Source organism: Methanolobus sp. WCC4 (genome assembly GCF_038022665.1).
In the GTDB taxonomy this organism is placed as follows: domain Archaea; phylum Halobacteriota; class Methanosarcinia; order Methanosarcinales; family Methanosarcinaceae; genus Methanolobus.
Window position 1 is genome coordinate 1,621,045 of record NZ_CP150629.1, and the last position, 14,816, is coordinate 1,635,860.

Below are 14,816 nucleotides of genomic sequence, written 5' to 3' on the forward strand. Positions count from 1 at the left end.
TTTATTTAGGAAGTACTTTTAAACCTATTGGAGGAAGTTTGTCACTAAAACAATTGACAATAACAAATTTAAAAATATCTGCAGGGATGTCAGTCTTCTCTAAAGTGCTTGGGATGCTAACTTCTGTAGTTCTGGCTAGATTGCTTTTGCCCTCTGATTTCGGAATCATTACTATTGTGTACATATTTCTTGGTGCAATGAATCTTTTTACTGAACTGGGATTTGGCTCTGCTGTTATACACAGGAAAGAAAAAATAGAAGAGGCTCTTGGCACAAGTTTTACAATAAACCTCATTATTTCTGTTTTTTTGTTTTTTATTATTTTTTTTGCAGCGCCTTATTTAGCATCATTTTATGATGAACCAGTTATTACAAATGTATTGCGAGTTCTTGGAATTGGGATTATTTTCAGCGCATTTCAGTTTGTTCCTTCTGTTTATTTCAGGAAGAATTTACAGTTTGGAAAAACGGCCATTCCTGCATTTGTAAGCGGATTAACTAACACTATAGTTGCAATTATTCTGGCTTACTCGGGTTTTGGGGTCTGGAGTCTGGTTTATGGTTCCCTTGCATCTACATTTGTGAATGTGGTTATGCTTCTCATAATGTGTCCCTGCAAACCAAAATTAACTTTCGATATGGATATTGGAAAAGAACTATTTGTTTTCGGTAAATATCTGTTTGCTGCAAATATAATAATTTTTATTAATCTTCATATTGATGATGCTATTGGAGGCAAGCTACTCGGCATAACTGCACTTGGATATTACTACCTTGCTTATAGATGGGGAACCTTTGCAGAGCGGATTATTGGAATAACTGAGAAAGTGATGTTCCCTACATATGCAAAGATACAGGATGATTTGCCTAAAATGAGAAAAGGTTACCTTGGAGTTTTAAAATATGTATCAATAATGACATTTCCTATATCTATTGGTTTGTTTGCAATTGCTCCTGAATTTGTTACGGTTGTTCTAGGTGAGAAATGGGTTCCTTCTATAATACCAATGCAGATTCTTTGTTTCTTTGGATTGTTTTCAACAATAGCATCAACAACAGGTAGTGTTTTCACAGCTGCAGGGAAACCAAAATTTGTTCGAGATATTTCTTCATTGATGACAGTTTTGATTATAGTTCTCATATACCCGATGAGTATTTACTATGGTATTATTGGCTTGTCTTTGACAGTAACAATTGGAGCAATTCTATCTGCAATAATAGCTTCTTATTATTTGCTAAAAGTTCTTGATTTGGATTTTTTACAATACATAAGTGCAATAAAATATTCTATTGTTGCAAGTTCTATAGCTTTGATTGCCACAGTAGCCATAAAGTATGCTTTAAAAAATTGGTATTATGTATCAAACATTAATTCATTAATTGTTCTGTTTTCTACTTTCAGCATTGTATATATGGCAGTTCTATATCTTACTGATAAAAAAACAGTTTTTGATTTAGTACGGATGACAAGATTGGGTTTTAGATAAAATATGTTCACAGAAAACAAAATCAATATTGAACAAAATAATTTAATATTTTAAAGTTAGAAGTATCGTTTCAATATTTATCTGCAATACTCTTAAGGGCTATTAATAGGCAGATATTAATATATATTATAATGATACTAAATTGGGTAGGGACTTCAAATAGTAAATAGAGGAAGGATAAGTTTGAAAAAAATAATACATTGGTCTTTTCTTTACTTTCCTCATTTAGGAGGAATCAGTACTCACATCGATTCTATTGTAAGGAATATTCCTGAATATGGATTTGAGGTCATTACCAATCAAATACCGGGAACATCAAAAGTAGAAAAATATTCCGATAACACACAAATAAAGAGAATACCTCCCTTGGATTATGTACATTTTCCTCCAAAATGGATGAAAAGGAAATATTCAATACCTTATGGAGTCTATAGTGAATTTCTGAGAACGTTAAAACAAAAAAGATATTTTCAGAATGCAGACTTTGATGTTCTTCATATGCATGAAACGGACAAAAATATTTTCAATCTGGACATATTTTTGAATACAAACATTTTTTCAAAGCTATCATGTATGAACTATGATTTGGATAAAATAAAAAAACCAAAACTAATGACTAAACATTTTATGTTTGCAGAAGGTTACCTACATCCTAAATTTGAAGAGTGGGAGAGACACTCTTTCAACAGTTTTGAAAATATTATTTTTCCAACAAAATATGGGTATGACAAATATACTCGCTATTTTGAATCCACAAATCAGGAAAAGAATGTTTATTACATTCCAAATAGCGTAGATACAACTTATTTTAATTACAACTCCCTGTCAAATGATTCTAAATTAAAGATTGGTTGCGTCGCCAGGTTGTCTCCAGAGAAAGGTCAGGAATTTCTAATTGAATTCTTAAAAAAAATACCTGATGATGTAGATTTCTATTGGGCATGTTCAGGTTCAGAGAAAATGATTGAAAACTTAATACAAATATTCGATAAGCCAAATATACATATATTTCCAAATTTTAAATATGAGAAAATACATTTATTCTATCATAAATTCGATTTACTGTTAAATTCAACCATGATTATTGCAAATGATAGAGTAATTCCTGAATCCATGGCATGTGGGCGTCCAGTTATAGCGATTGATGTAGGAGAACACTGTCACGTGCAGCAGGATAAAACCGGCTTTTTGATACAGCCAGACATAAATGAACTAATGCAACTTATAAATGCTATTAAGGATGATAGGGAAAGACTTGAAAAAATGGGTTTGAACGCAAGAACTCTTATTGAAAATAAATTCAGCAATGAAGTAATTATTCCGAAGATTAAGAAGGTCTACGACCAAATATCTGAATGATGTATTTTTAATGGACTGAGACAAATTATCACTGATATTTTGTAGAAATCGTGAAAAATGAGACTATGTTTGAATATATATGAAATCATCACAAAAAACAATCTACCATAATGAACCGACGATTGGGCAGGAAGAAATTGAAGCTGTCGCAGCTGCTCTCTCAAATCTGGAGTTAACAATAGGGTCAAAGGTTGAAATATTTGAAAGATCATTTTCAAAATATATCGGTATTAATTCGGTTTCAACCTCTTCTGGGACCTCCGCTCTTCATATGGCATTGAATGCTATCGGTGTATCAAAGGATGATCATGTAATAGTCCCTTCCTATACATGCATAGCTGTTGCTTTACCTGTATTGTATCAGCAAGCACGTCCCATTCTAGTTGATGTAAAGGACGATTTCAATATATCTGTTGATGAAATAAGAAAGAATATCACAGACAGGACAAAAGCAATAGTAGTCCCTCACATGTTTGGGTATCCTGCAGATATGAATGAGATAAAAAAGTTGTGTGTGGATACTGGAATCTATATGATAGAGGACTGCTCACAATCCATTGGTGCCGAATATCATGGTAAAAAGGTCGGTACGGTGGGGGATATTTCTATTTTCAGCTTTTATGCTACGAAACTGATGACCTCTATCAGAGGCGGGATGGTCTGTAGCAAGGACCCGCAACTTTTAGATTCAGTGAAGGAACTAAGGTATCATGATCAATGTCGCTTATCAGAAGATCATGATATGAGATTGAAATACAGTTATATGATGTCAGACATTGAAGCATCCGTGGGAATCATTCAATTAAGTAAGCTGGGAGACTTTATACTAAGAAGAAGGGAAATTTCAAAGATGTACAAGGAGCTGCTGGAAGGTTATAAGATAGAACACCCTCCTGAAGATTCATACAAAAAACATGTTTTCTCACGTTATGTGATAAAGACACCATTTAATCCGGTAAAGGTGATTGACAGAATGAGGAGCAAGGATATTTTTTGTGAACGGATGCACATTCCGCCACTCCATAAGCGCTCTTTGTTCAACAGTTCTCTTTCATCTACAGGATTTGCACAGACAGATAGGATTATCAATTCTGCAGTATCATTGCCTATATATCCAACCCTTGATGATGATCAAGTTGTTTATATCATTGACTCGTTAAATGAGGTTTTAGGAGATTTTACTTAATGATAATAGCTGTTCATCAACCTAACTATTTGCCTTATCTGGGTTTTTTTGACAAAATGGAAAAAGCTGATATTTTTGTGATTTACGATAATGCTCAATTTAGTAAAGAAGATTATCATCACAGAAACAGAGTCAGGATATTCAATGGTTGGAAATGGCTGACAGTTCCAGTTGAAAAAAAACGTATACCTATTAATCAGATAATGGTGGTGAACAGTTCTTCTACTAAAGAAGAGAATAAATGGAATCATAAACACTTAAGGGTCATTAGCGACAATTATAAGAATGCACCCTTTTATGAAGATTATATAGATGCTTTTTACAAAATATATGAAAAAGAATATTGTTCTTTATGTGAATTGAATATGGACTTGATTCTTCTTTTGAAAGAAGCGTTTGATATAGGCACGGAGATTCTCTATACAAGTGATTTAGGTCAGTTGTCCAGTTCGTCACAAGGATTAGTTGAGATTGTACAGAAAGTTGATGGAGACACTTATCTATCCGGACAGGGTGGGAAAAACTATCTTGATATATCATTGTTTAAAGATAAGGGCATAAAAGTGGATTTCCAGAATTATGTTCATCCTATCTATAAGCAGTGCTACGAGGGTTTTGTTCCCTACATGTCAGCAATAGATGCATTGTTCAATACTGGTAAACTACCAATATAAGGAGTAGGAATTATGGCAAATGTTCTTGCAGTCGGAGCACATCCAGATGATGTTGAAATAGGTTGTGGAGGTACTGTTGCAAAACATATCTCTAAAGGAGATAATGTTGTAATAGTTATAATGATAGAACCAGTGTCTTTTCATTATAGTGGAAAATCTATCCGCTCAAAAGATGAGGGGCATACTGAGTCAAAAAATGCAGTGGATATAATGGGAGCAAAACTGATTAATCTGGGTTTTAAAGATAAGAATGTTCCCTATTCACAAGAAACTATTGAAGCACTTAATAGAATTATTGATGAATACAATATTGATATAATCTATACTCATTGGTATCACGATACCCATCAGGATCATAAAAGGACCACAGAATCAGTAATATCTGCTGGCAGATATGTCCACAATATTCTGATGTATGAACCTGAGTATCCTGCTGGCAGATCATATCTAGGCTTCAGAAATCAATACTATGTCGATATATCTAATGAGTTCAATGTAAAGATGGATGCATTAAAATGCCATAAAAGTCAAATCGAAAGATATGGCGATGATTTTCTGAAGGCTGTTGAGGCAAGAGCTATTCACAGAGGATATGAGATTCGCACGAAGTATGCTGAATGCTTTGAAGTTCTCCGGATGATGGACGATATACAATAATTACTTAAAGGTTGCTGAACACAGTGCGCATAGTTTTAATCAATGTACTTTCATGGGGCTCGAGTATTACAAAGCATACAGTCTCATATGCTAATGAACTGGTCAAAAATAATGATGTTCTTCTAATTTTGAAAGATGAAGCCATTTGGAAAGATATTGGTGTAATATCTAAAAATGTTCAGTGTTCGTACATTAAAACCTTTAAGGCAACTGATTCACGAAATATATTTTCGATTTATCGTATGCTACAAGAAATAAAAGACTTTAATCCGGATATAATTGATTTAAGGGCTGGCAATCCTTGGATGATTATCCTGTTTCCTTTGTTAAGAAAATATCCTATAATATCTACATTTGTAACTTCTAATCCAAGGGCTGGTGAAAAAGAACTAATCCACTATAGGCTGTACTCTTACATTACAAAAAAATACTCCGACCATTTGATAGTATTTGATTCATTTTCAAAAGATGACATTTCTAGTAATTATTCAGTGTCTCCTTCAAAAATAAGTATTATTCCTATTGGTGATTATACTGGTGTGTTTACATCTATGAAGACAAATATAATGTCGAATTTGGACGAGAATGAACACAAATTCATTTTGTTCTTAGGAAGAATTGTTGCTTACAAGGGTTTGGAATTTCTTATTAAAGCTGAACCTGCTATCACAAAAGAAGTGCCAGATGCTAAGATTATAATTGCAGGTCCATGTGATGATTTTTCATATTACGAAAATTTAATGATAAACAAGGACTCTTTCATAGTCTATAACTCTTGGATTGAGGGTGAAAAGATTCATGATTTGTTCTCAAAATCAAATGTCGTGGTGTTACCTTATATAGAGTATTCAAAAAGTGATAATATTCAGTTAGCTTATGCTTTTAAAAAACCAATCGTTGCAACGCAATTAGGTAGTGTCTCAGAATATATCCTAGATGGTAGAACTGGTTATTTAGTACCTCCAATGGATATTGAAGCGCTAAGTGATGCAATAATAAAAATACTAAATAATCCTGATTTAGCAAAGGATATGGGTGAAAACGGGTTTGAGATATTAAAGCGCGGTTTTATTTCCTGGCCAAACATTATATCGCAGACTACAGATATTTACTCAAACCTTTCAAATAAAGATAATGATCCATCGGAATACATAGTATGAATTTACGGCCTACAAAAATGAATTGCCATTTTATTCTACATTTTCTACTATAGTATTCTTATTCAAGTTTTGAGTATGTTCTTCAACCTTTTTATTGATTTTTGCTGGTACTCCTGACACAATTGTCATTGCTGGGACATCTTTTGTCACAACTGCTCCAGCTCCTATAATTGCTTTCTCACCAATATCAACACCAGGAAGAATTATAGCTCCAGCACCTATCCAAGCATCATTTCCAATAGTAATATCTTCAGTTTTAATTAAATTACCTTTTACGTAATCATTTGATTTAAGAAGTGAGTTATTTGGTGATGAGCAAGATATCAAGATGACACCCGGGGATATAGCAACTCTATCTCCGATTTTAACTTTTATTTGAGTTGAAAATCTATCATCGACAATAATAACATTTTGATTTACAAAAGTATCGTCCCCAATTTCAATTCCTGTTAATTTAAAAAACTTTATTCTTATTTCAGGATCCGGATGATTTGAAGCTAGCCATTTTTTGTAAGTGTACGGTAAAAATCTGCCAACAGACATTAATATTTTATTAGGATAATCTTGAACAATCCATCTAAATAACTTTCTTGACATTTGATTAAACGAGTATCTTAAGATTTAAGCTAATTTCGGTAAGGGTAGATTTTCGGCTCTGTGAAATCCTCATTTTGACAACAAGTATAACCTTGACATACCTGTCAAGGTTATGCACTAATAGTTTGAATTTTACTTCTTTTAGTTGATTCCAATACCTTTCTGCTCTTATTTCTTCACCATATTTTCCTTTTCAGGAAAGAGAACATCGTTTCAACCAGATTTCTGTTATGATACAATTCTTTGTAGAATTCCCATGTCATTTTCCTGCGGTATAATCCTTTGACCCTCTTCCTCTTTTTGTCTCAAAGGAATCATAGCTATGGATTCAAGTTGTTCTCTTGTTAGTGAATGTATATACTCAAAATTGTATCCTTTATCCATCACATAGTACTTTGATCTACAAGTTTTATGGCATTGCTTCAGTAATGTTTTGGCGTGCTTGATGTCTTTTACAGCTTTACCTGATATCTTGAAATCAGTAACAATGAACTTTGCTGTGTCAATGGAAATACTTGCTTTAAAGAAAGATTTTCGTTTTTTCCTGTCCCCCATGAATAATAGCTACAATGGCCATTAGTAAACCCACTTGAACCAATAGCATTAATCTCTATCCGTTCTCCATGAGAATAAAGCAGTTTTAGTGTTTGGTGCAATAATCCACTAAAATTGATCGAGTTCAATTTTGCAATGAATTTATGAAAGTAGTAAAATGTGGTACTCGTTTTAGTCAAATTTTTGCTTTCACTTTGTCCATTACTTCTACAATTTCAACTATATCTCGATAATCCTCATTAAGGTATTCTTTCAATAAAACAAGTTTCAATAGCTGGTGTCGAGTATATTTCCGTTTAGAACATTTGCAACTATATATCTGGATGCATGAATTTCCTGATACAGCTTGCGCTGTATCAACAAACTTTAAGTACTTATTAGACAAAACACAATCATCTTCTCTGTGTTGTCGGTGGTAGATTAAGCTAAGGGATTAATCTTTTTTAAATTGTTATTTCAAAATAAAATTGGAAGTAGGTTTTCTACAGAGTCAGATTTTCTGCATCTCATAAATTAAAATAATTCATAATAACTATTTTTGAACTATGCATAGTTGTGTTTGTGAGTGGTATAATTGAATTGGATTTGAGCAATTCCACTTTTGTACTTCGCTATATTCTATTGCATAATCATTTAAACGATAGCGGTTTGAATTAAATCCATTGAACTTCACTATAATTTCATTATTAGTTATCGATGATATATGATTTAGCTGTTTGTCTACTGATTTTGTCTCTGAATATTGGTATTCTGAGTACACTGCTGAAATTATAAGCACATTAATTAGCAATACAAGTATGATGGAGTAATTTATAATTTTGTATTTAATACTATTATTATTGTTTTTCTCCAATGAAATGAATAGTGGAAAAATAGGAAATAGCCATAATTGTGGTGCAAATCTTGCCCACCAAGATTCTGGAAAAATAAGAACAGATATTATTACTAATAATATTAATGTTGAAATTATCATTGAATTATTTTGTTTTTTTGTGATATCATATTTTTTCCCATTCAATATAAGCAAAATATTTAATACTGATAAAATAATTGCTCCGCTAAAAAAGGGTCCAAATCCTTCGATTCTTGCATCAGGTTTTCTAAATGACTTCAAATCGTCTTTGGTGAATGTAAAAGGAATTTTATATTCACTAATGCCTGATCCAGTGCTTGAATGTGAAAACAATGAGCTAAATAGTTTTTCAAATTGACTCATATTTTGGAGATTTGTCGGTGTGTTTCCAGTCATGAAGTCATAATCGTCCATAATACTTGTTCCAATAAGAGGATAGAAAGGGTTGCCACCTGTAAGGGTGTTTGTAACATATGGGTTGAATCCGACAACTATTGTTCCTATTAAAAAGCTAGCTATTAAACATTTTGAAATTTTACTTAAATCACTTTTTTTATAGACATAAAACCAACACAAAAATCCAAATATAAATATTGCTAAATACAAAAGACCGGATAACTTTGCGTTGAGTATTATTATGATTAAGGCGCTTAACGTTACACTTCGTAATTTTGTAATTTTATCAGAAATTAATATGAATATAAAGAATAAACAGGTGATAGTAGATGCTAAATATCCATCCACGTAAAAGCTAAGGGATTGGTAAATGCTTACAGGGTTCAATGAAATTATGAAAGCAAGGATTAGTCCAATCTTTATAGTAATAAAATCATACATTAGCAGAATCGTTGCAAAACTGATATAAAAAGAAGTAATTATTAAAAAGAGATTTATTGCCTTTCCGTCTTCTATATTTCCCGTTGCTCTAGAAATAGCTGCAGAATTTATCTCTAATCCTTTGGAATAATGGTTTGTAAAAATAAAACCTGAATTTTCATTTGAAATAACATTGTAAACCGGATTATAGTCCTCTAATAATTGGATTATAGTTTCCTGATGATATGTTTGGCCATCCCAAGACAAATCAAAAAACGATCCCCCAATAATGATACATAAAAATAATGATATACAAAATATGGTTGCTAGACTTAAAGAAATATAGTCCGTTTTTCTGCTTTTTCCAAAAACTTGGCGAGATGCGGAAAAGCACCATATGCATGCAATGATCAAAGCTAATATTAGAATTTTGTTCGAAAACTGTAATTTTAACAAAAAAACAAATGATGATAGTAGTAATATTGCTGAAGTAAATACTATGTTTGTCGAACCTAAAATTAAACAATAGTTTCCAACTTCATGTCGTATCATCATGTCTTTTATGTAAAAAAAGGATGGCATAATTTCTACTTTCTTTCCAACTTTAAAATATTTAACATTTATGCACTATTTAGTACTTTTAACTTCTTAAAAATCAGGCTGCGGAGGTTTTTGAAAAGATTGTCTACACTATTGTCAATCACAGATGAATCATCTCTTTTAGAGTTAAGTGCCTACTGATAAAATTCAGCGGGTAGCATAGATGAATACCGTTAATGTCTATTTGCATATGTATAAATCTTGTGAACCTGTGGTTTATGTGGATAAAGAGTATTTAGCCATTTTTTGTATAGTTTATCTTCAGTATTTTGCTTTTTTAGAGTTTCAAGGTTTCAGGTTTTTCATATCACTGACATGGTATGGATATTTATGAACACATTACTCTTATCTGTGTTCATAACATTGGTCTTGTTATATAGGCTGATGTCCGGTCTTATAGGTGATATAAAATGTTCTCAAAAAAAAACGTACTTTTTTTCATAACAATTTTTTCTTTTATAATTCTAATAATTGAACCTGCGATAGCTCAAGAACAAGCAATAATTTCATACGATCAGTCCTCAAAAACAATCTCAATTGAATCTGGAACAGCGACATTGCAAGACATTGCTGATAATATTAATGCTGTTGGTGTAATAGAACAAACTGATAATATTTATACTGTATCTGCAACTATTTATGTTGCTACGAATGCAGGGTTGGTACTTAATAATGATATATTAAAAATGAATTGTTCGTTTGATGGAGAGTATGCCATAATCAATAATGGTGATTTAGATATAGTTTCTTCACATATTACAACAATAAATCCTAATTTTAATAGTTATATTGATTCATTTAATGCACGATATATTCCAAGGGGTTGGTCTTTTACCTTACTTGATAGTAGTATCTCGAACATGGGCAGTAATTCCCGAGGTATTCCAGCTATTATGCTTGGACACATGGCCTCAGCAGTAGGCAATATTCCTAAATCTCCTGTTATTATTAAAAATTCAACTATGGAATATTGTGAATATGGATTACTAGAATTTAACGCGTTTGGAATCCTTCCGGATGATTATTATATTGTTGAAAACAACAATTTTTTACAAATATCCAGTTCCAAAGTTGGTAATGCCGGACTTATTACATTACCAGGTGGTTCACAATTCAAAAATAATTCTATAAGTTATGTTTCGACCAAGTCTTATCTTATCTGGACTATTGGACAGGCAGACGTATTGATTCAAAATAATGAATTATATTATTCAAATGCTTTGTGCCTTATAGGTAGCAAACATTCTAATAATGTTACTATCCAAGATAATTACATGTACGGCAACTCAGGTAGTGCTATAATCATCTACAAAGGGTGGGTCGACAATTATGAATTCGGTGATATTGTAATTAATAATACCATTAAAAAACACTATGGTGATTATGCTTTTAGGGTGCAATATTATTCAAGTGGTCGCAATATTATAAAAGACAACACCATTCAAAATGTAACTGGAAATGCCTTCTTTTTCTTAGCTACTAACAATACACTTTTTGAAGGGAATACTATTCAAAGCTGCACGGGCACAGGAATTGACTTTTGGTCTACTAGTTATAGGGACGTGATGATGACAAATAGTAATTTGACGTTTAAAGACAACGTAATTCAGGATTGTTTCTACTCTTTGAATTTCATACACCCGGTTGAAAACTCTTTTTCCATAAATGATTCATATCTTGGAAGTGTAAAGGGCATACGTCAGATTACTAATTTTACTGGTGGCTTTATCAATCGTCATCCTGGTGATGGTGTGATACTTTCTGCTAATTCAGTATACAATGATTATAAGTATCTTGATACAAAAGTAGTAGATATTAATGGAAACCCTTTGGAAAATGTAAAAGTAACTGTAAGAAATGATGTTGATACTAACTACCCTGCTGTTAATTTAGTTGGTGAAAAAAAGATATCTGTTCTGACTAGTGCAACAGGCCATATTCCTTCAGTCTCTAATCTGGAAAACTCACTAGCAATCATGGATTTCAAGAAATCTTCATCTGAAACCAAACATATGAGTTACACAATTGAAGTAGAAAAAGATATAGTAATCAATCTGAGTTCAATAAAACCGGATTCAACTTGGTATCGTGAGAATTCCAGTGTATCTTCTTATACAATTACAGCCGTAATTCCTGAAGGAAGCACTTCCAATCCAAGTATAATTGGATTTGCTCCTAGCGAAAACAATCCGTTTACTAAAGGTGAGACCAAGAAGTTTCAGGTATGGTCTGATGAGGACCTGACGACAATGAAATGGTACGTTGATAGTGACCTTAGGTCTTCAGGATCAATGTCCTATGACTGGACTGTGGAAACAGGTTCTCATACTATTATGTTCACAGGTTCAAACTCAAATGGTGCTGTAGTTAAAATATGGGAAATTACTGAAGGTGAATCGTCTGTAGAGTCTCCGGTATCTTCAGGTTCAACTCTTACATTTGTTCCATCAGCAACCTCTCTAACAGCAACAACAGGTGAATCCGCATCATTCTCTGTAGAGTCAAGCGATGAATTTGCTCTCACCACATGGTACCTCGACGATTTAGAAGTTGCTACTGGAACAACTACCTATATACAGGACTGGGACACAGCAGGAACTCACACATTGACATTTGAGGGACTTACAACCACAGAGACAATTACCAGAACATGGAATGCAGTTGTTTCAGAATCAGAACCGTCTGCATTCTCCTCTATAAGCATATCACCATCTTCAACTACTGTTGCGCCAGGTGAATCATTCACCATAGATGTGTATGTAGATCCTGCTGAAGCTCTTACAGGTTCACAGTTTGACCTTCAGTACAGCCAGTTTGCAAGTGTATCCACAGTTTCCGAGGGTAACCTGTTCACACAGGGAGGACTCTCAACAACGTTCGAGTACGGAAGTATTGATAATACCCTTGGTGTCCTGACCGATGTCTACTCTGCAATAGTAGATTCAGGTACAGTTTCTGTGCCGGGTACTATGGCCACGATTACTATGAACGCAGGTACGGATTCAGGTATACTGGACCTGAGTCTTGGTAATGTTGTCCTGAGTGACGCAAGCTCCAACCCTGCAGGGTACACAGTGACAAGTACTTCAGTTCTTATTGATACAGCTCCGGTGTTCCCAACTATCTCTGCACAGTCAGTAGAGGAAGGCCTGACTCTGGGTTTCGATATAAGTGCAACTGATGCAGAGGGTGATGCACTGACGTATACATCTACATCAATTCCTTCTGGTGCATCATTAAGTGCTCAGACATTCAGCTGGACACCAGCAGACGGAGATGCAGGAAGCTATACTGCAGTGTTTGAAGTAACGGATGGATATCTCACTGATACCTTGACTGTACCAATAACTGTGACACCAATGAACCATGCTCCTGTGATTACGCTCTTCGAACCAGCCGATGAATCGGTCTTTGAGGAAGGTTCCATAATCGACGTGAATGTTGCCGCAAATGATGAGGACGGTGACAGTCTTAGCTACGTAATAAAAATAGATGGTATTCAGGTCTCTACTGCTTCAAGTTATGTATGGACAGTTGACTATGAATCAGCAGGAACCCATACTATCGAAGTGATAGTAAGTGATGGAACTGACACTGTCAGCTCTTCAGGCACTGTAACCATTACAGACCTGCAGCCACGCTGGGATGTGAACGAGGATGGTGTTGTCAATGTACTTGACATCACACTAATAGGCCAGAATTATGGTTCAAACTATTCTGAGGATTTGCCAAGGTGGGATGTCAATCAGGATGGTACGATTAACATTCAGGATTTGTCTATAGTTTCAGGTCATTTTGGTGAAACTGTTGAGTGATGTAGGCCACATTGCTCAATTATCTTTTCACCATTAAAATGATAAACATCAAGCGCAAATCTGAGCTCATATTCAAACTAATCTCTCAATAATTCCTTGACTGTGAGCCTAACACTCTTTTCTGAGTTAAGTTCAGGTTTCCATCCCTTTTCCTTTAATTTATTAATTGAAAGTGACATTTTAGGGACATCGCCTTTCCATCCTCGTTTTCCACCAGTATAGGTAAATTCAACGTTTTCAAGTCCCATTTCTTCAGCAATAATTTTCCCAATCCTAGTGGTGGTAATTATGTCCTCTGATCCAATATTGAATATGTTTACTTCATCTTTAGAGTTTTCAATTGAAAACATAATTGATTTGACACATTCTTCTACATGAAGATAGGACTTGGATTGTTTCCCGTCTCCAAGGATTTCAAGTATTTCTGGATTTTGTCTTAGTTTTCTGATGAAATCAACTATTACACCGTGTGTTCCCCTGTCCCCAATGATGTTTGCAAATCTGAATATCCATGACTTGATGTTAAATGTGTGTGAATAAGATGTGATCAATGCTTCACATGATAATTTGGATGCCCCATAGAGTGATATTGGCACAAGAGGGCCATAATTCTCAGGAGTTGGAATAACTGTTGCTTCGCCATATACTGTGGACGTGGATGTAAAAGCAATATTTTGAATTTTTTTCTTTCGAACAGCTTCAAGCACATTATAAGTTGCCTTTATATTCTGATTAAAATGAACTTTTGTATCGGTCATACCCAGTTTGACATCCGGGTTTGCAGCTACATGAAAAACGATGTCAATATTTTCACATGCCTCTTCTATCTCACTATCGTTCAGCAGATCTCCTTCGAATAAATTGAAATAAGGTTGGTCTAAGTGTTTTCCCAGAAAATCTATCTTCCCGGAACTTAAATTATCGAAAACTACGATGTCATTTCCTGCTTTTGAAAGTTGATCCACGATGTGGCTTCCAATAAATCCTGCTCCTCCAGTAACTAAAATACGTTTTTTCGTGAGATCATATGTTCCCGTGTTCACTATTTTCAAACTCC

General features: G+C 33.9%; 10 protein-coding genes and 1 pseudogene. 7 read left to right on the forward strand and 4 right to left on the reverse strand.

Annotated elements, in window-relative coordinates; translation table 11 throughout:
- Positions 1-38 precede the first annotated feature (38 nt).
- From V7O63_RS07800 to V7O63_RS07825, 6 genes are all read left to right on the forward strand, one after another.
- Complete coding sequence (locus tag V7O63_RS07800; RefSeq protein WP_340817866.1) at positions 39-1,487, forward strand: lipopolysaccharide biosynthesis protein; 1,449 nt, start codon at positions 39-41, stop codon at positions 1,485-1,487.
- Between the two features lie 183 nt (positions 1,488-1,670).
- Complete coding sequence (locus V7O63_RS07805) at positions 1,671-2,846, forward strand: glycosyltransferase family 4 protein (protein ID WP_340817867.1); 1,176 nt, start codon at positions 1,671-1,673, stop codon at positions 2,844-2,846.
- A gap of 79 nt (positions 2,847-2,925) precedes the next feature.
- Complete coding sequence (locus tag V7O63_RS07810) at positions 2,926-4,032, forward strand: DegT/DnrJ/EryC1/StrS family aminotransferase (protein WP_340817868.1); 1,107 nt, start codon at positions 2,926-2,928, stop codon at positions 4,030-4,032.
- On the forward strand, positions 4,032-4,706 hold the full coding sequence (locus tag V7O63_RS07815) for a WbqC family protein (protein ID WP_340817870.1): 675 nt from the start codon (positions 4,032-4,034) through the stop codon (positions 4,704-4,706). The genes V7O63_RS07810 and V7O63_RS07815 overlap by 1 nt, the downstream gene beginning before the upstream one ends.
- Before the next feature lie 12 nt (positions 4,707-4,718).
- A complete protein-coding gene (locus V7O63_RS07820) occupies positions 4,719-5,363 on the forward strand; it encodes a PIG-L family deacetylase (RefSeq protein ID WP_340817871.1) in 645 nt (214 codons plus the stop codon).
- Between the two features lie 128 nt (positions 5,364-5,491).
- Complete coding sequence (locus V7O63_RS07825; protein ID WP_340817872.1) at positions 5,492-6,523, forward strand: glycosyltransferase family 4 protein; 1,032 nt, start codon at positions 5,492-5,494, stop codon at positions 6,521-6,523.
- 30 nt (positions 6,524-6,553) lie between these two features.
- Here the strand turns inward: V7O63_RS07825 and V7O63_RS07830 are convergent, their stop codons facing one another.
- From V7O63_RS07830 to V7O63_RS07840, 3 genes and pseudogenes are all read right to left on the reverse strand, one after another.
- A complete protein-coding gene (locus V7O63_RS07830) occupies positions 6,554-7,120 on the reverse strand; it encodes an acyltransferase (RefSeq protein WP_340817874.1) in 567 nt (188 codons plus the stop codon).
- Between the two features lie 4 nt (positions 7,121-7,124).
- Positions 7,125-8,060 (reverse strand): annotated as a pseudogene (locus V7O63_RS07835) (IS5 family transposase).
- A 147-nt stretch (positions 8,061-8,207) separates the two neighbouring features.
- Entirely contained in the window at positions 8,208-9,611 is a 1,404-nt protein-coding gene (locus tag V7O63_RS07840; protein WP_340817876.1) for a hypothetical protein, read from the reverse strand.
- 743 nt (positions 9,612-10,354) lie between these two features.
- On the opposite strand from V7O63_RS07840, the gene V7O63_RS07845 reads away from it, so the two are divergent.
- Positions 10,355-13,759 (forward strand): right-handed parallel beta-helix repeat-containing protein, encoded by a 3,405-nt coding sequence (locus tag V7O63_RS07845; protein WP_340817879.1) that lies wholly within the window; start codon positions 10,355-10,357, stop codon positions 13,757-13,759.
- Between the two features lie 77 nt (positions 13,760-13,836).
- Here V7O63_RS07845 and V7O63_RS07850 read toward each other — a convergent pair whose 3' ends face one another.
- Positions 13,837-14,802, reverse strand: coding sequence for an NAD-dependent epimerase/dehydratase family protein (locus tag V7O63_RS07850; RefSeq protein ID WP_340817880.1), 966 nt, complete (start codon positions 14,800-14,802; stop codon positions 13,837-13,839).
- Positions 14,803-14,816 lie beyond the last annotated feature (14 nt).